This is a genomic window from Paenibacillus thermoaerophilus, assembly GCF_005938195.1.
Taxonomy (GTDB): domain Bacteria; phylum Bacillota; class Bacilli; order Paenibacillales; family Reconciliibacillaceae; genus Paenibacillus_W; species Paenibacillus_W thermoaerophilus.
Map to the genome: position 1 here is coordinate 87,793 of NZ_VCQZ01000005.1, position 21,517 is coordinate 109,309.

A 21,517-nucleotide genomic window follows, 5' to 3' on the forward strand; every position below is an offset into this window, starting at 1 on the left:
CGCATGAACGGAGAGAAAGATTTGAGCACCCGGGAGACTATCCTGCAATTGCTGAAAACCAAAGGCGAATTAAGCACAAAAGATCTGACCGGGATGCTCGGGATTACCGTCATGGCCGTCCGCCGCCATCTGAACGCGTTGGAGCGGGACGGCCTGATCCGTCCCAAGACGGTCCGCCTGCCGATGGGACGGCCGGCTGCCGTCTACAGCTTGACGGAACATGCCGAAGGTTTTTTCCCGAAGAAATATCATACGTTGACGCTTGATCTGCTCGGCGAGCTGGCCGCGGAATCGGGCGACTCCATGGTCGAGCTCCTGTTCGAGCGGCGCAAGGAATCGCTGAAACGCAGATACGAGGCGAATATCGAAGGCAAGCCGTTGACCGACAAGGTGGCGGCGCTCGCCGACATTCAGAACGACAACGGCTATATGGTCGAATGGGAACGGACGGAAAACGGCGACTTCCTGTTGAAGGAGCATAACTGCCCGATCTCGGTGATCGCCAATCAGTACCGGCACGCCTGCCGGTGCGAGCTGGAGCTGTTTCAGTCCCTGCTGGACGCCGACGTGGACCGGACCGAATGTCTGGCCGAAGGCGGCCGCAAATGCGTCTACGTCATCCGCAGCCGGGGCGATTCTCCGCCCGAATAACAAACGAACTCGCGGCATTTCGCCGCGAGTTTTTTTATCCGCAGAGATTATCGAACGTTCCACGAGGGAAGCGGATCGGGCAAGCGCGACCAATCCGACCGCATCTCTTCCTCCGTCAGCAGACAATCGTCAAGCTCCCGGACCAGGCCCTCCTGATCCATGTCCATGCCGATGAACACAAGCTCGGTCCGGCGGTCGCCCCACTGCGGATGCCATTCGGCAAGGATGTCGGGATATTCCTCCAGCATCGCGCGGCGTTCCTCCTCCGGCAGCGCCGCGAGCCAGTAACCCGCCGGCCCGAATTGAATCGACGGTCCGGCCTGGCTGAGCGAAGCGCCGATATCGCTTCGGGTCGCCAGCCAGACATGCCCTTTCGCCCGGACCACTTCCTCCGGCCAATTGCCGAAGAAAGCGGCCAGCCGCTCCGGGTGAAACGGCCGGCGCCGCCGGTAAACGAACGAACGGATGCCGTATTCCTCCGTCTCGGGCGTATGGCTATCGCGCTGCAGCTCCTGCAGCCATCCCGCCGACTGACGGGCCTGCTCGTAATCGAACATCCCCGTGTTCTGGATATCCGCCGGATTCACCCGGCCGTTAACCGTACGGATGATTCGCGCGCGAGGCTGGAGCTTGCGCAGCACGCCTTCCAGACGGTCCAGAACCTCGGGAGACACCAGATCACACTTGTTCAGCAGGAGCACGTCGCAGAACTCGATCTGGTCGATCAGCAGATCCACGACGTCCCGGGTGTCGTCTTCGCCCAGCGCTTGACCGCGCTCCAGCAGACTTTCTCCCGAGGAGAAGTCGTGCCAGAACCGGTAGGCGTCCACGACCGTGACCATGCAGTCCAAACGGCAATACCGCGTGAGATCGATCCCGCTCGCCTCGTCCGCATAAGTCAGCGTCTGCGCGATAGGCACAGGTTCACCAATTCCGGTCGATTCGATCAGGATGTAGTCGAAGCGGGCTTCCTTCGCCAGCCTCTCCACCTCGTGCAGCAAATCTTCGCGAAGCGTGCAGCAGATGCACCCGTTGGACATCTCCACAAGCTTCTCTTCCGTGCGCGACAGGCGGCTTCCCTGGGCGATCAGATCCGCGTCGATGTTCACTTCGCTCATATCGTTGACAATGACGGCGACTTTAAGGCCTTGCCGGTTGTTCAGCACATGGTTCAGGACCGTCGTTTTGCCGGAACCGAGGTAGCCGCTCAGCACCGTGACGGGGATCGGGGTGATACTCTCTTTCATGAATCGGACTCTCCTTTATTTGTAATCATTACGATATCCAACAAAAAAAAGATTGGCATTTCGCCATCGTTTTATTCGTAATAATTACGATTTGTATAAATAAAATAGCACGTCAACATCGCCCTGTCAACGTGCCGCCCTTCAAGGGACATTGCTCTTGGATTCCGATCCGCGCCACGCCTCTCTCTACCGGTTACCGCGGGATCCCCGAATAATCATCTCGCGTACGGCTTCCGCGACAGCTTCCGGTTTAGAAATCGGGATGGAAGGCCAACTGTCCTCCACGATCATTTGTTCCGTGCGGTCCGTCAGCTTCAGCAACTCGTTCTGCGGGTCCAGCCAGCGCCGATCCTGCCTCCCCGCCGTCGGCACCGTCACCGGCAGATCGGCTCGCAGACGCTTGCCTTGCCTGACCTGCGGGGCGGTGACGGGCGCTCCCAACCATTCCAGATAGCCCGCGCGGTAAGCGCCGCTCCTTCGGCCCCATGCGGCAACGACGGCTTGAAGCTCCCCGGGCAGCCGTCTCGAACCGACGTGCCGGCGCAGAAGCTGCGGGATGCCGAGAGGCGTCATCCAATACCCCGTCCGGTAGAGGGCCCGCGTTCTCCGCATATCCCGTTTCCTGCCCGAATCGGCGTCGGCGGCGTATCTGTTCTCGTGGACGGAATCGACCAGCACGAGACCGGCCGCTTCCTCGGGGTATAACGAGGCATACTGCCGCATAAGCAGATCGCCGTAAGAAAAACCGGCCGATATGTACGGCGGTTCCCGTGTCGGGATTGCCGTTCGAAGCTTCTTCAAGAGCCCTCGCCCTCCAGCCATTCGCCGAATTGGGCCAGGCTGTCCACACTTGCGACCGGACGGACGCCCCGCCCGATCATTTCCTCCGCGCTCGCCCGATAACTGACGAAGGGCACTCCCGCGTCGAGCGCCGCCTTGCCGTCGATCCACGAATCGCCAAGGGCGACCCATTCCTCCGGCCGAATCCCCGGGAAAAAGCTCATCGCCGTCAGGAAACCCGAGGCCGACGGCTTCATCTCCTTCATCCGCTCCCGGCCGACGACCAGATCGAAGCAGGAGCGGATGCCGGTCCATTCGAGTGCCCGCACGGCAGCGGGCTCCGAATTGTTCGTCACGACCGCCAACACGTATTTCCCCCGGAGCGACTCCAGCAGCTCCGCCGCGCCCGGCTCAAGCCCCGCTCCCTCCATGCCGGCCAGCTCGTGCCCGGCCGCCATCGCGATCGCCTCCCGGTACGAACGCTCCGGCATCCCGTTCCGGACGGCTTCGTCGATCAGCATGGACGTCGTATAGCCGTCCAACCGCAGATCGGCGGGCACCCACCCGCCTCCGGACAAATACGCGTAGACGTCCCGTTTCATCGCGGCATAGTCGATCCGGGAGCACAGCAGCGTATTGTCCATATCGAACAAAATGCCCCGAATCTTCGTTCCGCGGCCCCGGGCCGCGTCCTGCCGGATCACGGATGAACCTCTACATAATCGCGCCTGATCAGGGCGAATAACACGGCATCCGCGAACCGCCCTTTCTCGAAAAAACAATCGCGAAGATAACCTTCCTCCGAAAAACCGGCATTCTCCAGCAATCGTCTGGAAGCGAAATTGTCGGGATCGATATACGCCTCGATCCGGTTCAAGGCCATGCGGGAGAACCCGTAGCCGACAATCGCTTCGAGCGCCTCCGTCATCAGACCTCTGCGCCAATATTCGGGCGCGAGCTCGAAGCCGATCTCCGCCTTCCTGTGCGCCTTCGCCCAGTTATGGTAGCCGCAAGTTCCGATCACCCGGCCGGGCGACGGCTTCAGCACGATTCCCCAGCGTATGCCTTCCCGATGCGCATACCTTTCGGACCAGGTGTAAATCAGTTCTTCGGCCTGCCTGATCTCGGTGAAGCTGTCCAGATCGTAATAACGCGTAACTTCGTCCAGCGAGAAATACCGGAACAGATCGGAAGCGTCGCTCCGGGTCGGCATCCGCAGCCGCAATCGTTCCGTTTCCAATACCGGAAAGTCCATCGGCGATCCTCCCGCGCCTATCGTCATGGATTCGGATAACGGCGGACGATTATCCTTCTTCGCCCCCGCCGATAAGCGGTCCTTATAAGGTTCGGGCGAGCGTTCGCCGCAATTCGGGCACATTTTCACCGTCGAGGACACTTGGCTGCCGCACGTTCTGCACTCGATCAGAAAACCCATTGTCCTTCCTCCTTGCGCATACGGGTTCAGGCAATAAAAGTTCTTAATCCGTCTACGCATCCGCCTCCGTTTCGTTTCCGGATACCGGGCAGGTTCGCCTGTTCGCTGCGGCATTCCCGGCAGCAGGCGCTGCTGCGTATATCCGTTCGACGCGTTTCAAAAAAATCCCTCCTGCAGCGGAACTTGTTTTTTCGCCGGGCAAAGCCAAACCGCGCGTTTCAACGTCTAATCCATAACGATCCATAAAGAAGCGGGTGGTCATCATCGAGCCTTTGGTCAAACCGGCGCAAAAAGGCGACAAGCAAGCCTTCCTGTCTTTGTTCAGGCAGGTTGATGGACTTGCTGCGCAAGCGGCGGTTAAATTTCGTGCCGGGAATCGGCGCTTTGGACGAACGGTTTATGTCCGGCAACGCCTACGTGCTGGGGAAGCCGGTGACGGTCAAGCTGGGCTCGGGTACGCTGACGGTCACCGGCATCTCTTCGCCGGAAGTGCTGGTACGCGGGCCGTGGACGTTCCGGCTGCCGGACGGCCGTTTTGCGGCGCGCTAGCGCGGCCATAAAAAAGGAAACGGCTGCGCCGTCCTCGAACAAGGACGATGGGCCGTTTCCCGTAGTCGGTCAAGAGCCGTTCAGGAACCCGGGGCGATATAAGTGTTTCGTTCCGCACCCGCGGAACGCGCCGAACGGTCAACCGAAAAGCCCGGCATATACTTGCGGACGCTCAACACGATCCCGGCGGCCGCCAACGCCTTCAGAAAATCCGGCAGCATAAACGGATAGGCGGCAAGCGACAGCGATTTGGCGAGAGTGTAGCCCATCACGTGCGCGAACCACGGGACTCCCGACACATAAAGCAGCAGGGAACCGAACACTTCCATGACCAGCACGAGCAAGATGTAGGCGGCGAGGCCATGACCGCGAATTTTCCGGGAGAACCAGCCGATCAGCAGCGCGCTGACAGGGAACATCCAGATGAAGCCGCCCGTTCTCCCCGCGATCAGCGACCAACCTCCCTCGCCGTGCAGCAGCGGGAGCCCGAGCGCCGTCAGCCCGACGACCAGCATAATGCTGGCGAAGCCGTACCGGGCGCCGAGCAAGCCTCCGGCGAGCATAATCGCAAGGTTCTGCAGCGTGAACGGGACGGGCCCCCACAGCGTCAGTTTAATCATGCTGAAAACAATGAAAACGGCGGCGAACAACGCGGTAAACACGATTCCCCGCACATTCCAGGCCGAAGATGGCATTGATTATTCCCCTTCCCCTTGTTAACCTAATAACGTAATTTGAGTTGACAATCCGGATTGTAGCACAACCGGTTTGAATAAGGGAAGGGATACCGTTGAATTTGAATGAAGATTTGGTGCTGGAGGACGTGACGGTCTATCCCGAGGCAGACCGGACGCGGACGCCGATCCTGCGGGGAATCGGCCTGCGGATCGGGCGCGGCGAGTGGATATCCGTCGTCGGGCGCAACGGCAGCGGCAAGTCGACGCTGATCCGGACGATCGCCGGCGTCCAGCCGGCGCATGAAGGCGTTGTCCGGCGCGGCTTCGCGGGCGACGAGCCGATTCCGTACGTCATGCAGCGCGATCATCAATGGTTCGGCGAGACGCCCCGCGAGGAGCTTGTGTTTTGGCTGGAAATGCGGGGAGAACCGGCAAGCCGCATCCGGGACAAAGTCGATAGCGCTCTGGCCGCCGTCGGACTCGCGGAAGCGGCGGAACGTCCCTTAAGCCAATTGTCCGGCGGTCAGCGGCAGCTTGTCGCGGCGGCGGGCTGTCTGGCGGCGGACGCTCCCTTGCTTATCTTCGACGAAGCGACCTCCATGCTGGACACGGCGGCGAGGCGGCTCGTCTTCGGCGCGGTCCGGGCGATTCACGCGTCAGGCACGACCGTGCTGTGGCTGACGCACCATCAGGAGGAAGCCGCCTGCGGGGACCGCATTGTCGCCCTGCATCACGGTTCGATCGCTTACGACGGCCCGCCCGCCCTGTTTTATTACGGAGAAGCGGAACGCTTCCTCGGCGAGTTCGGCGATTCCGGCTCCGGCGCGGCGCCCTGCGACGCGCTCGGCTTCGAGCCTCCGTTCGCGGTGCGGGTCGCGCGCGAGCTGATGCGGCATGGCGTGCGGTTTGGGCGGCTGCCCTTAACGGCGGAACAATTGGCGGATGAGGTGAAGGCCGGATGAGAGAAGCGATCGTGATCCGGAATTTGCGCCTCTCCGCCGGTCCGCGTATGGTGCTGGACGGCATCAGCCACACGTTCCAGCCCGGAACGCTGACGTTAATCGCCGGCCGCTGCGGGAGCGGCAAGACGATGCTGCTCGAAACGGTCTCCGGCCTGCGCGAGCCCGATTCCGGCGACATCGCCGTCGGCGGACGGCCGCTGTGGCTCGGAAGCGGGCGGCGCCGCAAGCTGAACCGGGAAGCCGCGCTGAAGCTGGGGGTCGCTCCCCAGCACCCGGAGACGCAGTGGTTCGCCGCCTCCGTCCGGGAGGAGTTCCGCTATTCGCTCCGCCCATGCCGCCTATCGGCCGTGGAGCGCGACGAGCGAACGGCGCGGGCGGTCTCCGGCAGCTTCGGCGGGGAGACGGAACGATGGCTGGCCCGTTCGCCCTTCGCCTTGAGCGGAGGGCAGCAGCGGCGATTGGCGTCGGCGCTGCTGCAGGCGGTCGATCCCGCATGGATGCTGCTCGACGAGCCGACGGCCGGGCTGGACCGGCAGGCCATCGAGAGTCTCCGGGCGGATATCGCCCGATGGATCGCCGACGGCCGGGGGGTCATCGCCGTCACGCACGACCCCGAGACGTTATGGGAGAGGGCGGACCGCATCTTGATCCTGGACGGCGGGCGTATCGTCTGGAACGGTACCCCCGCCGAGCTCGCCGACCGGCCCGAAGCGCTCGAACAGGCGGGCCTGGCCCTGCCCGAACGGCTGCGCACGCTGCGGCTGCTGCGCGAAGCCGGCATCCCGCTGCCGAACGGCAAACCGGATGCCGCCGGGATTGCGGCGGCGATCGCGGAGGCGCTTGCCGTCCCGAGAGCAGCCGCGCTCGGCGGCGCCCTTCACCCGGGACAGCGCCTGGCCGCGTCAAGCGACCGATTCGGCCGCGAAGCTCCGCCTGCGCCCGCCGTACCGGAAGCCGCCGGGACGGAGCAGCCGGAGGCCGAACAATCGGAGCGGCCGGCGCATGAAGACGGCGCGAGCCCTTCGCCCCTGCTGCGGCTTGATCCTCGCGCCGTCTGGCTGGCGTACATGCTCATCACTCCCGGCATCCTGATTCAATCGCACGGAATCGGCTGGCTGCTGAGCCTGGGCGCGGCGGCCCTGACGCTGCGCTTCTCGCGCGTTCCGGCGTCGGTCTGGCTGAAGCCCGCGATCGGCCTCACGGTGTTCACCTTTATCGCGGCCGCCTTCGCCGGGCTGACGTTCGGCGAACCCTCTGCGAACCATCCGGCCGATGAGAACGGCCCCGTATGGCCGCTGCTGCCGGGAGTCGCCTTCGCGGCCGGCCCCGCCGCCGCGATGCTGTTCCGCTTCAGCCAGCTCGTCATGATCATGGTGGTGGGACTTGCGCTGATGTCCGGCATCCGACCGCTGCGGCTCAAGCGCGCGCTGGAGCAGGGACTCGGTCCGCTCAAGCTTCTTCGCCTGCCCGTCGACGCTTTCGCCATGACGGCCGCGCTGATGATGCGATTCATCCCCGTGCTGCAAGAGGAGTGGCACCGGTTCGCGCGGATCGCGGCGGCGAGGGGCAAATACGCGGCGCGGCCGGGCCGCGTTCCGCCCGGCGAGATTCGCTCCGTCGCCGTCCCGTATCTGATGTCGCTGCTGCGTCTGGGCGACACCTTGTCGCAGACGCTGATCGCCCGCGGCGTCGGCCGGGCGGGCGTCGGCCCCACGCATTCGTATCGCCTGAAATTCGGCCGCGCCGACTACGGGCTGGTGGCTGCCGCCGCCGCGATGCTGCTCGCGTTTTTGCTGGCGGAGCGGCTGCTCCGTTAAACCGGACGCCCTTCCCGGATGCCTGTACAGGCGCCGGGAAGGGCGTTTTGGCGTGCGGCCGTTCAAAATTCATGATTCTGTTACAAAGTGATCACAAAGCGGCCGCTCCGTCCGGTTGTCAAACGCGGAACGATTAACTATTCTGGTAGGAGAACAGGAGAAGGAGAACGAATATGAACCTGACGCGCAACTACACCCCGCTGATTCTGGCGTTTTCCGCCGTGCTGGTCGGCATTATCGCCCTGCTGTTTTTCCTGCCCGGCTACGAGGGCGAGCTCGGCTTCGACGTGACGATCTTCCCGCTGCTGAACGCGATCTTCAATTTGTTTACCTTTACGTTTCTCGTTATCGCGCTGATCGCGATCAAAAAGAAAAAAATCGCCCTTCACCGCAACTTTATCTTGATGGCGTTCGTGACGACGTCGCTTTTTCTCGTTTCGTACGTTATTTACCATTTCCTGACGGAACCGACCAAGTTCGGCGGAGGCGACGTTCTGAAGTATACGTACTTCTTTTTCTTGATTACGCACATCACGCTGGCCATCGTCAACGTGCCGTTCGCCCTGATCTCGCTGACGAGCGGGTTCGGCAACCGGATCGCCCAGCACCGCAAAATCGCGAAATGGACGATGCCGATCTGGCTGTACGTCAGCAGCACCGGCGTTATCGTCTATCTGCTGATCTCGCCTTACTATTGATCGGACGGCGCAAAAAACCCCCTTCGCGCGGATCGTCGGCACACACCGGCGTCCGCGGCCAAGGGGGTTCGTTTTCTACAATCAATCTTTAAATTCCACGTTGTGATACACTTGCTGGACATCTTCGAGATCTTCCAGCGCGTCGATCAGTTTTTCGAATTGCGCTTGCGCTTCGTCTGGCAGCGTCACGTAGTTTTGCGGCAGCATGCTGATCTCCGCCACCACGAATTCGGTAATGCCGGCTTGCTTGAACGCTTCCTGTACGGCATGGAATTGGTCCGGTTCGGCGTACACCATTACGGAGCCCTCTTCCTCCACGATGTCCCGCACGTCCACATCCGCTTCCAGCAGCAATTCCATGACTTCATCGACGGATTTGCCTTCGATGCCGAACACCGCCGTCTCCTCGAACATATACGAGACCGATCCGCTGACGCCCATGCTGCCGCCGTTTTTGTTGAAGGCGGAACGCACGTCCGCGACGGTACGGTTGACGTTGTTGGTCAAAGCGTCCACGATAATCATCGATCCGTTGGGTCCGAACCCTTCATAACGCATCTCTTCGTAGTTTTCGTCGCCGCTGCCTCTGGCTTTCTCCAGCGCGCGGTCGATAATCGCTTTGGGCACGTTGTATGTTTTGGCCCGCTCCAGAACAACCTTCAGCGCCCGGTTCGACTCCGGGTCCGGTTCGCCCTTTTTGGCCGCTACGTAGATTTCCACCCCGAACTTCGCGTAAATTCGGCTAGTGTTCGCGTCTTTAGACGCTTTTTTCTCTTTGATGTTATTCCATTTGCGTCCCATGCTTAACCCGCTTTCTACGTAAGTTTCACCCCTATATGATAACCGATTTGCGGACAAGAGGCTACCGTTTGCGTATACGGGAACGGCGGCGGCACGGCCTTCTTTCTTAAACGAAATGTCTGACGATGGACACGAACAGCAGAAAGGCGATGCCGAAACAGAGGCGCGTCAGCCATTTGTCTTGCCGGTCAAACCTATTCACGACAGTTCCCCCTTCACGTAGCGGGCATTAAACAAAAACAATCGGAGCAGCAGAACGAGTGACGGAACGAGCAGGACGAACCCCGCCGCAAACGCCGCAACCAACGCGCGCCCCATCGCCGGATTCGTCACGCCGCCGTACAGCGTCAAGTACGGGACAACAAATAAGGAAGATGGGAAAGACCGTAACCGTAAAAAGCGAAGGCGAACTGCAGCAGCGAGCAAGGATAGCGGGCCTCCCGCCAAAATGCCGGCCAGCATCCGGCGATTGTAGGCATGGCGCCGTTTCAGCCGCAGCAGCGCGAGATAGAGGACAGGTACGGCCAGCAGATAAAACCCGATGCCGACCATCGCGTCAAACAAATCATGCACATAAAGCGGAGGCCATTCGTCCCGCGGAATATCGTTCAAACCGACGACCGTGCCGTCCGGATCGTGGGTGGCGAGCAGACTGAGCGCCAAAGGAATTTTAAGCGCCCCGGCAACCTCCTGCGTATCCGGATTCAGTCGGCCTCCGACGATCAGGGGAGCTCTGCCGCCGGTCTCGAAATGCCATTCGGCCGCGGCGAGCTTCTCCGGTTGCTCCGCAGCCAGAAAACGGGCGGACAAATCCCCGACCGCAAAGCGGAAGACAAGACGTGCAGCACTTTCGAAGGAGCCGCCGGATTAAACATGGCGGCGAGCGGGTCGATGTTCGCCAGCTTCCCGTTTTCGAACGTAAATCCTTGCGGCGTATGGAAAAGAGTCCCCATCCAGCCGCGTGGCAGATGGGGACTCTTTGGATTCGGGCAAATTATTTCACGATCGTATGAATCGGATGGCCGAGAGCGACTTCCGCCGCGTCCATCACCATCTCGCCCAGCGTCGGGTGCGCGTGAATCGTCAACGCGATGTCTTCGATCGTCGCGCCCAACTCGACCGCCAGAGCCAGTTCGGCGATCAGGTTGGAGGCTTCCGAGCCGACGACTTGCGCGCCGATCAGCAGGCCGTTGTCCTTGCGGCCGACCAGCTTGACGAAGCCTTCGCCGACGTTCATCGTGTTCGCGCGTCCGTTCGCCGCGTAGTTGAACTTGCCGACGATCACTTCGATGCCGGCCGCCTTCGCTTCGGTCTCGCTCAGGCCGACGCTCGCCACCTCCGGATCGGAGAAGACAACGGCCGGGATCGCTTTGTAGTCGATGACGGACGGTTGTCCGGCGATCGCTTCGGCGGCGACTTTCGCTTCATACGAAGCTTTATGGGCCAGAGCCGGTCCTTTGACGACGTCGCCGATCGCGTAAATGTTCGGGACGCTTGTCCGGCATTGGTTGTCGATCTCGATCAGGCCGCGCTCGTCAAGCTTGATGCCCGCCCCTTCGAGACCGATGTCGTTCGTATTCGGACGTCGGCCGACCGTGACGAGCACGTATTCGGCTTCGATCGTTTTCGTCTCGCCGCCGACCGTATACGTGACGGTTACGCCGTTTTCCGTCTGTTCGGCGGATTGGGCCAGCGCTTCGGTGACGATGTCGACGTTGTTCTTCTTCAGGCTGCGGTTCACCCAGCGCGTCAGTTCTTCTTCGAAGCCCGGCAGAATCGCTTTGCCGCCCTCGAGAATGGTGACTTTCGCGCCGAATTTCGCATACGTTTGGCCGAGCTCGACGCCGATGTAGCCGCCGCCGATAACGACGAGGCTCTTCGGCACTTCCTGCAGGCTGAGCGCTTCCGTCGAAGACAGGATGCGGCCGCCGAATTTGAAGTTCTTCAGCTCGATCGGACGCGACCCCGTCGCGATGATGCAGTGGTTGAATTTGAACTGAACGGTTTGCGCGTCTTCGTCGTCGCTGGTGACGCTAACCGTATCGGCGCTGTTGAAGAACGCTTCGCCTTTGACGACGCGGACTTTGTTGCCTTTCAGCAGCATGCCGACGCCGCCCGTTTGTTTTTTCAGGATACCCGATTTCCACTCCTGGACTTTCTTGAAGTCCACGGTGACTTCGCCCGTGTTGATGCCCATGGAGGAAGCCGCTTTGGACGCCTCGTACTGGTGAGCCGCGGAGATCAGCGCCTTCGACGGAATACATCCGACGTTCAGGCAGACGCCGCCGAGTTCGCCTTTTTCCACGACGACGACGGATTTGCCCAGTTGCGCCGCGCGGATAGCCGCGACGTAACCCCCGGGACCTGCACCGACGACGAGCACGTCAACTTCTTCTACGAGATTGCCTACGACCATCGGATTACACCTCCATGACGAGCAATTGCGGATCTTCGAGCAGTTGCTTGATGTAGTTCAATGCGTTTTGCGCGGTTGCGCCGTCGATCAGGCGGTGGTCAAAGCTGAGAGACAGCGCCATGACGTTGCCGATGACGATTTCGCCGTTTTTGACGACCGGTTTTTGCGTGATGCGGCCCGTTCCGAGAATGGCGACTTCCGGCCAGTTGATCACCGGCGTGAAGAACATGCCGCCCGCGGAGCCGATGTTCGTGATCGAGATCGTCGAACCTTTCAACTCGTGCGGAGCCAGCTTGCCGCTGCGTCCGCGGGTCGCCAGGTCCTTGATCTCGGCCGCGATGGTCCAGATGCTCTTGCGATCCGCGTCGAATACGACCGGCACGAGCAGACCGTTTTCCGTATCCGTCGCGATCCCGATATTGTAATACTTCTTGTAGACAATTTCGTTCTTCTCGTCGTCGATCGAAGCGTTCAGCTCCGGATATTGGCGGACAGCCGCGGTCAACGCTTTGACGATAAACGGCAGATACGTGACCTTGATGCCTTTTTTCTCCATCAGCGGCTTCGCTTTTTCACGCAGAGCCATCAGCTCGGTGACGTCCACTTCGTCCATCAGCGTGACGTGCGGAGCGGTGTAGACCGATTTGACCATGGCGTTGGCGATTGCCCGGCGTACGCCTTTCAGCGGCACGCGCTCTTCGACGCGGTCGCCGGAGACGACCGTTGCAGCCGCCGGCTTCGCCGCTGCCGCAGGTGCCTCCAAAGCGGCTTCTGCCGCTGCCGGAGCGGCTGCTGCCGCTTGTCCGCCGCCCGCCACAAACGCTTCGACGTCCGCGCGGGTGATATGGCCGTGCTTGCCGGTGCCCTTCACTTGCTTCAGATCGACGCCTTTCTCGCGCGCGAACTTGCGGACGCTCGGAGTCGCCAGCACTTCGTTCGGATCGGCCGATACAACCGCGCTTGCGGCCGGAGCGGGAGCGGCCTGCGCAGCGGGAGCCGTTGCCGGAGCCGGAGCGGCTGCCGGAGCTTGTGCCGCCGGGGCCGGAGCTTCCGCGGCGTGGTCGCCGCCGTGTCCGTGAATCGACTCCGGCGGAATCTCGCCGACGACGTCGATAACCGCCAGCACGGTGCCGACCGTCGTCAGCGTGCCTTCGGGAACTTTAATGTCGACGATTTTGCCCGTAACCGGCGACGGCACTTCAACGACGGCTTTGTCGTTTTGCACGTCCATAATAATATCGTCTTCTTTGATGGAGTCGCCCGGTTTCACATGCCACTTGACGATCTCGCCTTCATGCAGGCCTTCACCAAGCTCAGGCATTTTAAAATTCCAGTTTGCCATGTCGATAGAATCCTCCTGACCGGTAGTGGACTTGGGGCTCGATTAATACGCCAGCACTTTGTTTACGCCGTCCGCGATGCGGGCCGGAGTCGGCAGCCATTCGTCTTCGATCTGGCCGAAAGCGTAGACGGTGTCCGGAGCGGCGACGCGCAGTACCGGGGCTTCCAGGTGCAGGATCGCTTTTTCGTTGATTTGGGCGATAACTTCCGCAGCGACGCCGGACGTTTTTTGCGCTTCCTGCACGACGATCGCGCGGTTCGTTTTCTTGATCGATTCGACGATTGTGTCGATGTCCAGCGGCATCAGCGTGCGCAGGTCGATAACTTCGCAGGAGATGCCTTTCGATTTTTCAAGCTCTTCGGCCGCTTTCAGCGCCGTGTGAACCATTTGCCCGTAAGCGATAACGGTGACGTGCTTGCCTTCTTTGACGACGTTCGCTTTGCCCAGCGGAATCGTGTATTCTCCTTCCGGAACTTCCTGGCGGAAGGAACGGTACAGCTTCAGGTGCTCCATGAAGAAGACCGGGTCGTTGTCGCGGATCGCGGACGCGAGCAGGCCTTTGGCGTCGTACGGGTTGGAAGGGCAGACGACCTTGATGCCCGGCGTCTGGATCAGCAAGCCTTCCAGGCTGTCGGTATGCAGTTCGGCCGCTTTCAGACCGCCGCCGAACGGCGTGCGGATGACCATCGGCGCATGGTAGACGCCGCCGGAACGGTAGCGCATGCGCGCCGCTTGCACGGCGATAGAGTCCATAACTTCAAAGATAAAGCCGATAAATTGCACTTCCATAACGGGACGGAAACCTTGCACGCACAGGCCCACGGCCAGACCGCCGATGCCGGATTCGGCCAGCGGGGTGTCGAATACGCGGGTTTCGCCGAATTCTTTTTGCAGTCCTTCGGTGGCGCGGAAAACGCCGCCGACATGGCCGACGTCTTCCCCGAACACCATCACCTTCGGATCGCGCTTCAGTTCGAGGCGGAGCGCTTCGTTGATTGCTTGGACCATTGTGAGTTGTGCCATGAGATTACTTTGCCTCCTTCGCCGCAAACCATTCTTTTTGCTCTTCGAGGTGTGCAGGCGTCGTTTCGAACATGGAATCGATCAGATCGCTGACCGTCATTTTCTGGATTTCTTCGGCTTTTTTGATTTCGGCGTTGACGTAAGCTTTCGCTTCTTCGATCAGCGCTTCTTCTTCGGCGTCGGTCCACAGATTTTTGGCTTGCAGGAATTTGCGGAAGCGGATCAGCGGATCTTTTTGCTCCCACTCGGTTTGTTCTTCCTTGGTGCGGTATTTGGTCGGATCGTCGCCGGACATCGAGTGCGGGTTGTAGCGGTAAGTCAGCGTCTCGATCAGCGTCGGCATGCCTTCCAGCGCGAATTTGCGCGCTTCGGCCACAGCCGCGTAGACGGCGAGCGGGTCCATGCCGTCCACTTGCACGCCGCGGATGCCGGCCGCCACCGCTTTTTGCGCGATCGTCGGAGCCAGCGTCTGCTTCTCGCGCGGCGTGGAGATCGCATAACGGTTGTTTTGCACGATAAAGATGTTCGGCAGACGGAATGCGCCCGCGAAGTTCAGTCCTTCGTAGAAGTCGCCCTGCGAGCTGCCGCCGTCGCCCGTATACGCTACGGCTACGCCCGGTTTGTTGTTCAGCTTCAGTCCCATCGCTACGCCCGGAGCTTGCACGTATTGCGCGCCGATAATAATCTGCGGCAGCAAAATATTAACGCCTGCCGGCACTTGGCCGCCGTGCTGATGGCCGCGGGAATACAGGAACGCTTGATACATCGGGTATCCGTGCCAGAACAATTGCGGCATGTCGCGATAGCCCGGGCAAATCCAGTCGTGCTCTTTGTCGAGGGCGAATTGGCTCGCGACCATCGACGCTTCCTGCCCGGATACCGGAGCATAGAAGCCGAGGCGGCCTTGACGGGCCAGCGATACGGCGCGTTGGTCCCATACGCGGGTGAACACCATGCGGCGCATCAGCTCGCGCAGTTGGTCGTCCGACAATGCCGGAACAAGATCCGGATTAACGATTTCCCCTTCGGGAGAAAGAATTTGGAGCGGCTTCAATTCGTTCACATGGACTTCGTGACTCATGTCTGCAGCACCTCGTTTAGTCGTGGTCGTAGGGCTCATGATTCCACCTCGTTTTAGGATTTGTGCGAACTGTTACAGCAATTGTACCAACCTGTTTCAAACAGATCTGCGGAAGGAATGCCGAATTTGCTGCATTTGTGGTTGCATAAGGATTATAACAGTATAGAATGATTATATAGTACAGTTTCTAAAAAATCTAGTTGACTTTGCCCGCCGCGCAAAAAAATGAAACCGCCGAAGCAACCCGGCTTGCCGGTATTAGCATACGCCAAATGCCGGACCGCCACTCGCGAAGGCACGCCGAGGGCCGGGTCCGCCCCCTATCGGAGCCCGTGCGGCGGACGAACGTTCGCGGCGAGATATCTCTGTTATGTGGGAGTTACAACGCGAGAATTATCTTCCGCCCGTATACACGTGTATATAAAAGGAGAATGCCCATGAGCGACAACCGTTACACTCAGCGAACGATCGTCAAACACACCTTGACCTCCGGCCTGCTCGACGCGCCGAGGGAACTGCGCGTTTATTTGCCTCCGGGCTACAACGAGCTGTCCTCTTACCCGGTCATTTACGGCCAGGACGGAGAAGATTTGTTTAATTACGGCCGCATCGCCACCCACATGAACCGCCTGATCCTCGACGAAAACGTGCAGCCCGCCATCATCGTCGGCATCGAGGTGGACAAAAGCAAGCGCACGTCCGAATACGCGCCGGACGGAAGCCGGTATGCGGCTTACGCGCAGTTCGTCGCCACCGAGCTCGTTCCGTATATCGAAGCCCGCTATCCCGCGCGTCCCGACGTCACCGAGCGGATATTGGTCGGGGATTCGCTGGGCGGAACCGTCAGCTTGCATCTCGCGCTCGATTACCCGTATCTGTTTCAAAACGTGATCGCGCTGTCGGGAGCCTTCCTCTCCACCACGCACGAACGGCTGGCGCGCGAGTCCAGCCTGTCCTGGCTGCGCTTGTGGCAACTGATCGGCACGGACGAGCGGGAGGTTAAAACCGAGCGCGGAACTTTCGATTTTCTGGAGTTGAACCGGACGGCGCGGGAATGGTTCGAACGCCGGAACGTGCAGCTCACGTATGTGGAAAAGCCGGGCAAGCATTTGTGGGGATTTTGGCAGCAGGAGCTGCCGGAGGCGTTGAAGGCTTTTCTGGGGTAGACCGGGGATGGGGCGGCATGGGCCGCAGGGTTGGCGGCTGGCGGTGGCTGGAGGGCGAACCGGCGGTTGGTCGCTGTGCAACGGCGCGGGTCGCTGTGCAGCGCCGACCGCGTGCCAGGATGGGCTCGCCGGTTATACGCCCCAATGGGCGACAAATCGACTCGTGTGCGGTGTAACGGAACCGCCGCCTCGTAAGGAAGAGCGCCAAGCCGCTGGGCAGCCGAGCCGGCCGCGTCTCGCGCCCCCCGGTTCAGGCAGCGACAAGCGCGTCAGGCGCGTTTGTCGTAACGCTCGCGCATCGCCGCGACGAGGCGTTCGAGCTCGCCCTGCGGGGGCACCGGGGGCTCCGCCGCCCGCACCGCGCCGTGCCGTTCAAGCGAGCGTATCAGCGCACGCTTGAACGCGGCCGCGTCGAGGGCGGCGTCCCCGGTCAGCTCGGCGAGGCTGGCGGTGAATCCAGGTTCGACTACGGGGTAGTCGAGCCCGGATTCACCCGCGCGGGCACCGGCGGCGGTATCGTAGAACCGCCGCGCCCGCGCCGCCAGCGCCGAGCCGCTGCCCCCGGCAACGACGAACGCCTGCACGGCGCTCGCGCGAAGCTGTCTCCGCTGGGCGATGCCGCAAAACTTGCGGCCGTCGACGGATACGTCGTATTCGCCGGGACAGTACGCCCCGGCGATCTCGCCCGCTTCGGCGCGCAATCCCCAGGCGTCGCGCAACGTCTCCGTCAGCAGCGCCACCATCCGGCGAAAGTCGGCGCGATGCTCCATGACGCCCGCCGGATTCGGCAGCATCAGCGTCACGTTGACGACGCCCTCGTCGAGCGGCACCAGCGCGCCGCCCGAATTGCGTACGGCGACCGACCAGCCCTCGGCCGCAAACTGCGCCATCGCCGCCTCCGCTTCCGGCAGCCGCCGGTCCCGCAAGCCGAGCACCGCCGCGCCGCGATGCCGCCACAGATGGACGCCCGCGGGCAGCTCGCCGCGTCCGATCAGGCGGCACAGCCATTCCTCGTAAGCGAAGGGCAGCAGCACATCGCCCTCCATAGGTGTCTCCGAACGATCCCATATATAAAAAGGGGCCGGAAGACCGAGCCCCGTTTCATTCTTCTCCTTCATCTTCATCACTCCTTGAAGCGTTCCCGCCGGCGCTTGTCGTTTCCGCGCAGGGACAATCCGGCCTCCTCGGCCCCAACCGGAAATATCGCGGGGCATGTCCGCCTCCTCCGCGTATGATTACCGGACCCGTTCGTAGACGACAAACTCGTACCGGTACGGATTCCGCTCGTCCGTCACGCCCGGCTTCCGCGATACGACGCGCCACTCCTTCTCGTCGAATTCGGGGAACCAGGCGTCCCCCTCGAACTCGTGGTCGATATGCGTCAGGTACAGCTTGTCCAGCATCGGCAGGAACAGCGCGTAAATCTCGGGTCCCCCGATCACGAACGCTTCGTCTTCTCCGGCTGCGGCGGCCAACGCCTCTTCCGTGCTATGCACGACGATGCAATTCTCGGCCGTGTACGAACGGTTGCGCGTCAGCACCACATTCCGGCGGTTTTTCAGCGCGCCGTTCATCGATTCCAGCGTGCGCCTGCCCATGATGACCGTATGGCCGGTTGTCGTCTCGCGGAAATATTTCATCTCCGCCGGCAGCTTCCACGGCATCCGGTTGTGGAGGCCGACGACACGCCCGCGGCCCATCGCGGCGATGGCCGACAGCACCCGCGGACGGCTCCCGTGTCCGTTCATCCTTTCCATCGTTCCCCCTCCTCAGACCGCGATCGGAGCTTTGATGGCCGGATGGGACTGATAGCCTTCAAAGACAAAATCCTCATACTTGTATTCGAATATGGAATCCGGCTTGCGAAGAATGCGCAGAACGGGCAGCGGATACGGCTCCCGGCTCAACTGAAGCTTCGCCTGTTCCAAGTGGTTCAGATAGAGATGAACGTCTCCTCCTGTCCAGATCAGCTCGCCCGGCTCCAGATCGCACTGCTGCGCGACCATGTGGGTAAGCAGCGCATAGGACGCGATATTAAACGGCAGTCCCAGGAACGTATCGACCGACCGCATCTGGAACATGCACGACAACCGCCCGTTCGCGACATAAAACTGGAAAGCGTAGTGACAGGGCGGAAGCGCCATGTCTTCGACTTCCGCGGGATTCCATGCGCTGACGAGATGCCGGCGGGAATCGGGATTGGTACGGATCTGATCGATGACGCCGCTGATCTGATCGATCACCCGGCCGTCGGGGGCCTGCCACGTTCTCCATTGCGCGCCGTACACGCGTCCCAAATTGCCCTGCTCGTCGGCCCACTCGTCCCAGATCGTGACGCCGTTCTCTTGCAGATACCGGATATTCGTGCTTCCGCTGAGAAACCACAGCAGTTCATGCACGATCGATTTCGTATGCAGCTTTTTTGTCGTCAACAGCGGAAATCCCTTCGACAGGTCGAAGCGGAGCTGGCGGCCGAACACCGAGATCGTTCCCGTTCCCGTCCGGTCTTCCTTGCGGACGCCGTTTTCCAAAATATCTCTCAGGAGATCCTGATAGCTTTTCATAAGAGCACCTCTCGATTCGTCAGTCCTGAAACTGGCCTTCTTGAAAAAAGATCATAACCTCCATTATACCAGACGAAAGCGGCGTGCGGTATGCATCGGGAGAAGCCCCGGCGAGCCGCCAATCCGGCGTCACGATACGCCCTCTTTTTTACGGCATACGAACACAAAAGCGGGCGGCACGTTCCAGGGAGCCATTTTGATTTTCTCGATCCGGAAATAACGGGTCAAATGCGGTTTGAGCTGCAGCGAATATTGGAAAGCGATAAATTGTCCGCCGGGATCGAGCGCCGAGGCGACCTGTCCCAGCAGCGACTCCCGAACCGGCGCCGGGAAGTTGAAAAAAGGCAAGCCGCTGACGACGCAATCCAGTCCCGTCACGTTTTGGCTCCGCATCGCCCGCGCCATCTCGCTGGCGTCCGCGCAGCAGATGCAGTCGCGGAAATCTTGCTGAAGCCTTTGCCGGAGGCGGTCGTCCTTCTCAAACAGGAACACCTTCGTCCCCGGCGGCTTCGCTGCCATCATCACGCCGGTAATGGCGCCGGTTCCCGCTCCCAGTTCGGCTACGGCCCGCGTCCGCGCCCATTCGATCTCCCCGACCATCGCCTTCGCCAGATAACGCGAGCTCGGCAGCACGCTGCCTACTTGACGCGGGTCCCGCAGGAAACGGGTCAAAAACAGCCACATCTCGTTTGCCGCAACGAACTTCTTTTTATAGCTTTTGCCGTCAGGCATGGAGGGTCATCCTCTCCCGTCTTCTTAAAGGTTGCGGACGCCTCATCGGGTCCGGACAAACCAGCAGCCAATTGACGAAAAGGTGGTTTCGCCGAAGATTCCAAGGAGAAAATGTGGGGATTGGGGGTTCTTTTCTGCGTATCGTTCGATCCGCCGTCTATTTCTTTTTCGCGACTTATGTCCGTCATCCTTCTTTTTGCGGCGCCCGGAGAGAAAGAACCCCATCCGCCGACCGGAACATGGGCTGAGCGCCCCCATCTTCCGGCAATCGCGCGATAAAAAAAGCCGACCGGAATTTCCGGCCGACCTGCATCCCGCGATAGGGACGATCGTGTTGGGCGCCATGCCGTTCCCGCTTTGGTGCCGCTTCGGCACCGCTCGCCTGATTCCAGGGCGATGCCGCACAAAGCCCGGTCCCGCCGCCTTTTTCGCCGCCTTCGTCAGAATACGTGCCGCTTCCAGCCCGCGAGCTTCGCGTACGCTTCTACAAAATAGTAGTCACCGTATATAAGCGACACGTTTACGTTCTGTCCGGCGGGCTTGTGGCCCGTTCCTTGCAGCAGTATGGCTTGATGCTCCGGGCGGTCCCAGGTTGCGTACCTCGTCGCCAGCGATTCCAACATACGCCGGGACGCGCGGAAATAGAAGTCCGACTCCGGCTCGGGCACAAGCTTCGCGATCTCGATCAGGCCGGATGCGGCGATCGCCCCCGCCGATGAGTCGCGCGGGCCGTCCGCCGCATCGGGCGCACGGAAGTCCCAGGCCGGGACGAAGTCCTCGGGCAGCGACGCGAGGACATAATGCGCGACCCGCTTCGCCGCGTCCAGATACCGCGCGTCCCCCGTATAGCGCGAGACGTTCGCCAGCCCGTACAGCGCCCAAGCTTGCCCGCGGCTCCACGACGAATCCGGTCCGAAGCCCTGTCCGCCGAGAGCCTCGATAAACGCGCCGGTCGCCGGATCGAAGCTGACGATATGGCGCACCGAGCCGTCCGGGCGCACGAAATGCTCCAGAACCGTATCGGCGTGGCGGATCGCCGTCTGGCGGTAGCGGGGGTCGCCCGTCTTCTCCGAAGCCTGGAACAGCAAGGACAAATTCATCGTGCAGTCGATGATCGCCCAGCCGGTTTTGTCGTCGTTCCACGCGCGGATGAACCGGCCCTCGTGATTGTACCGTCCGGCCAGCACGCCGGCGGCGAAGATCGTCCGGCGAAGCGCATCGGCGTCTCCCGTCAACTCGTGCTTCAGCATGGCGGTCGGCAGGAATTGAAAGCCGACGTCGTGATGGAAGCGGTTCGGCTCCAGCCACCGGCGCTCCAGCGCCTCGTCATAGCCCCATGCCGCTTCCCGGTAATGCTCCTTGCCCGTCAGATCGTACATGATCCACAGCATGCCCGGCCAAAAGCCCGACGTCCACCAGTCGATGGGCGTATGATCGTAGACGCCGTCTTCCTTGGCGACGTGCGGCACCCGGTTTCCGATTTGCCCGATCATGCGCGTGATTTTTCCGTCCAGCCGTTCGATCATGCGGACGGGCTGCAGTTGTTCCCGTTCCATGCGTCATCCCTCCCGTGGAT

General features: G+C 61.1%; 22 protein-coding genes. 6 read left to right on the plus strand and 16 right to left on the minus strand.

What is annotated here, in order from left to right; all coding sequences use genetic code 11:
• Window positions 1–3: 3 nt before the first annotated feature.
• Window positions 4–651, plus strand: a complete 648-nt coding sequence (locus tag FE781_RS05395; RefSeq protein ID WP_138788579.1) for a helix-turn-helix transcriptional regulator — start codon at window positions 4–6, stop codon at window positions 649–651.
• A gap of 47 nt (window positions 652–698) precedes the next feature.
• Here the strand turns inward: FE781_RS05395 and FE781_RS05400 are convergent, their stop codons facing one another.
• The 4 genes from FE781_RS05400 to FE781_RS05415 all read right to left on the minus strand — a co-directional run bounded on the left by FE781_RS05400 (window position 699) and on the right by FE781_RS05415 (window position 4,113).
• Complete coding sequence (locus FE781_RS05400) at window positions 699–1,898, minus strand: GTP-binding protein (RefSeq protein WP_138788580.1); 1,200 nt, start codon at window positions 1,896–1,898, stop codon at window positions 699–701.
• Between the two features lie 186 nt (window positions 1,899–2,084).
• Window positions 2,085–2,699: an alpha/beta hydrolase gene (locus FE781_RS05405; RefSeq protein WP_138788581.1), complete on the minus strand. Its 615-nt coding sequence runs from the start codon at window positions 2,697–2,699 to the stop codon at window positions 2,085–2,087.
• Window positions 2,696–3,382 (minus strand): HAD family hydrolase, encoded by a 687-nt coding sequence (locus FE781_RS05410; RefSeq protein WP_246068058.1) that lies wholly within the window; start codon window positions 3,380–3,382, stop codon window positions 2,696–2,698. The genes FE781_RS05405 and FE781_RS05410 overlap by 4 nt, the downstream gene beginning before the upstream one ends.
• Window positions 3,379–4,113 carry a GNAT family N-acetyltransferase gene (locus FE781_RS05415; RefSeq protein WP_342774281.1) on the minus strand — a complete coding sequence of 245 codons (735 nt, stop codon included), beginning with the start codon at window positions 4,111–4,113 and terminating at the stop codon, window positions 3,379–3,381. Before FE781_RS05415 ends, FE781_RS05410 begins: the two co-directional genes overlap by 4 nt.
• 330 nt (window positions 4,114–4,443) lie before the next feature.
• On the opposite strand from FE781_RS05415, the gene FE781_RS05420 reads away from it, so the two are divergent.
• Window positions 4,444–4,662, plus strand: a complete 219-nt coding sequence (locus FE781_RS05420) for a hypothetical protein (protein ID WP_138788582.1) — start codon at window positions 4,444–4,446, stop codon at window positions 4,660–4,662.
• A gap of 80 nt (window positions 4,663–4,742) precedes the next feature.
• Here the strand turns inward: FE781_RS05420 and FE781_RS05425 are convergent, their stop codons facing one another.
• Window positions 4,743–5,357 (minus strand): biotin transporter BioY, encoded by a 615-nt coding sequence (locus tag FE781_RS05425; protein WP_138788583.1) that lies wholly within the window; start codon window positions 5,355–5,357, stop codon window positions 4,743–4,745.
• Between the two features lie 95 nt (window positions 5,358–5,452).
• On the opposite strand from FE781_RS05425, the gene FE781_RS05430 reads away from it, so the two are divergent.
• The 3 genes from FE781_RS05430 (at window position 5,453) to FE781_RS05440 (ending at window position 8,816) form a co-directional block, all read left to right on the plus strand.
• Entirely contained in the window at window positions 5,453–6,301 is an 849-nt protein-coding gene (locus FE781_RS05430; RefSeq protein WP_170209423.1) for an ATP-binding cassette domain-containing protein, read from the plus strand.
• Window positions 6,298–8,118, plus strand: a complete 1,821-nt coding sequence (locus tag FE781_RS05435; protein WP_138788585.1) for an ATP-binding cassette domain-containing protein — start codon at window positions 6,298–6,300, stop codon at window positions 8,116–8,118. Before FE781_RS05430 ends, FE781_RS05435 begins: the two co-directional genes overlap by 4 nt.
• 173 nt (window positions 8,119–8,291) lie before the next feature.
• Window positions 8,292–8,816, plus strand: a complete 525-nt coding sequence (locus FE781_RS05440) for a DUF420 domain-containing protein (RefSeq protein WP_138788586.1) — start codon at window positions 8,292–8,294, stop codon at window positions 8,814–8,816.
• Window positions 8,817–8,897: 81 nt separating this feature from the next.
• On the opposite strand, the gene FE781_RS05445 is transcribed toward FE781_RS05440, so the two are convergent.
• The 6 genes from FE781_RS05445 to pdhA form a co-directional block, all read right to left on the minus strand.
• Window positions 8,898–9,617: a YebC/PmpR family DNA-binding transcriptional regulator gene (locus FE781_RS05445; protein ID WP_138788587.1), complete on the minus strand. Its 720-nt coding sequence runs from the start codon at window positions 9,615–9,617 to the stop codon at window positions 8,898–8,900.
• 198 nt (window positions 9,618–9,815) lie between these two features.
• Window positions 9,816–10,427, minus strand: a complete 612-nt coding sequence (locus FE781_RS18265; protein WP_484217441.1) for a cytochrome ubiquinol oxidase subunit I — start codon at window positions 10,425–10,427, stop codon at window positions 9,816–9,818.
• 184 nt (window positions 10,428–10,611) lie between these two features.
• Window positions 10,612–12,033 carry a dihydrolipoyl dehydrogenase gene (lpdA, locus tag FE781_RS05455; RefSeq protein WP_138788588.1) on the minus strand — a complete coding sequence of 474 codons (1,422 nt, stop codon included), beginning with the start codon at window positions 12,031–12,033 and terminating at the stop codon, window positions 10,612–10,614.
• Between the two features lie 4 nt (window positions 12,034–12,037).
• Window positions 12,038–13,375 (minus strand): dihydrolipoamide acetyltransferase family protein, encoded by a 1,338-nt coding sequence (locus FE781_RS05460; protein WP_138788589.1) that lies wholly within the window; start codon window positions 13,373–13,375, stop codon window positions 12,038–12,040.
• Window positions 13,376–13,417: 42 nt separating this feature from the next.
• Window positions 13,418–14,398, minus strand: a complete 981-nt coding sequence (locus FE781_RS05465) for an alpha-ketoacid dehydrogenase subunit beta (RefSeq protein WP_138788590.1) — start codon at window positions 14,396–14,398, stop codon at window positions 13,418–13,420.
• 4 nt (window positions 14,399–14,402) lie between these two features.
• Complete coding sequence (pdhA, locus tag FE781_RS05470) at window positions 14,403–15,479, minus strand: pyruvate dehydrogenase (acetyl-transferring) E1 component subunit alpha (protein WP_138788591.1); 1,077 nt, start codon at window positions 15,477–15,479, stop codon at window positions 14,403–14,405.
• 437 nt (window positions 15,480–15,916) lie between these two features.
• Between pdhA and FE781_RS05475 the strand changes: the two genes are divergently transcribed.
• Window positions 15,917–16,645 (plus strand): alpha/beta hydrolase, encoded by a 729-nt coding sequence (locus FE781_RS05475; protein ID WP_138788592.1) that lies wholly within the window; start codon window positions 15,917–15,919, stop codon window positions 16,643–16,645.
• Window positions 16,646–16,914: 269 nt separating this feature from the next.
• Here the strand turns inward: FE781_RS05475 and FE781_RS05480 are convergent, their stop codons facing one another.
• From FE781_RS05480 to FE781_RS05500, 5 genes are all read right to left on the minus strand, one after another.
• Complete coding sequence (locus FE781_RS05480; RefSeq protein WP_138788593.1) at window positions 16,915–17,763, minus strand: lipoate--protein ligase family protein; 849 nt, start codon at window positions 17,761–17,763, stop codon at window positions 16,915–16,917.
• 117 nt (window positions 17,764–17,880) lie between these two features.
• A complete protein-coding gene (locus tag FE781_RS05485) occupies window positions 17,881–18,366 on the minus strand; it encodes a dihydrofolate reductase (protein ID WP_138788683.1) in 486 nt (161 codons plus the stop codon).
• 48 nt (window positions 18,367–18,414) lie between these two features.
• Window positions 18,415–19,209, minus strand: a complete 795-nt coding sequence (locus tag FE781_RS05490) for a thymidylate synthase (protein WP_138788594.1) — start codon at window positions 19,207–19,209, stop codon at window positions 18,415–18,417.
• A gap of 129 nt (window positions 19,210–19,338) precedes the next feature.
• Entirely contained in the window at window positions 19,339–19,941 is a 603-nt protein-coding gene (locus tag FE781_RS05495; protein ID WP_211346311.1) for a class I SAM-dependent methyltransferase, read from the minus strand.
• Between the two features lie 440 nt (window positions 19,942–20,381).
• Window positions 20,382–21,497 carry a glycoside hydrolase family 88 protein gene (locus tag FE781_RS05500; RefSeq protein WP_138788595.1) on the minus strand — a complete coding sequence of 372 codons (1,116 nt, stop codon included), beginning with the start codon at window positions 21,495–21,497 and terminating at the stop codon, window positions 20,382–20,384.
• Between the last annotated feature and the right edge of the window lie 20 nt (window positions 21,498–21,517).